The organism is Vibrio sp. Y176, assembly GCF_033438945.1.
On the sequence record NZ_JAWOQS010000932.1, the window covers coordinates 1 to 565 of the forward strand.

Here is a 565-nt window from a genome sequence, read left to right on the forward strand (position 1 = left end):
CATTCAGATACCCGCACGAACCAAAATGTGAGCGTGTTGGCTAATTATTGTTATAAATATCAAACCAAAAAACCAAAGCCCTTCCTCAACTCCACCGTTGAACAAGCCATTAACATTAACTTAATTTCAACAAACGTGATTTATCACCCAAGAACACATCGAGATACAGAATCCATACATTAAGCAAATGGCAATCGTTTGCTATCGTGCAAAAAATTAGCACCCGTCAATGAAATATCGATTATTTCATCAATAAGCTTCTGCTGCATATTGCCAATTGTGAACGATACGTGTAAAAAGCAAGGCGAGATAATTATCCATAAAACAATTACAGGATGGTGGGTAATTTTAGGATTTTACATTTTATTAGCACAGAGGTTATGGAAGTGTTAAAACAAAAGAGTTTGCTAAACAACATTGGCGTGCAAGTCGTCATTGCAATGATCGTGGGTACTGCCGTTGGTGCTCTAATGGGTCATGATGCGACTGTATTCGCGCCATTAGGTGCTATCTTTATCAACCTAATCAAGATGCTGGTAATCCCATTGGTTGCTGTGGCTTTGAT

At 38.4% G+C, this 565-nt stretch carries 2 protein-coding genes; both read left to right on the top strand.

The window, feature by feature from the left end; all coding sequences use genetic code 11:
- Window positions 1-183, top strand: a 183-nt coding sequence (locus R7O13_RS29475; RefSeq protein WP_318305541.1) for a hypothetical protein, incomplete at its 5' end; no start/stop codon positions are given.
- A gap of 152 nt (window positions 184-335) precedes the next feature.
- The coding region (locus tag R7O13_RS29480; protein WP_318305542.1) for a cation:dicarboxylate symporter family transporter at window positions 336-565 on the top strand (230 nt) is incomplete at its 3' end.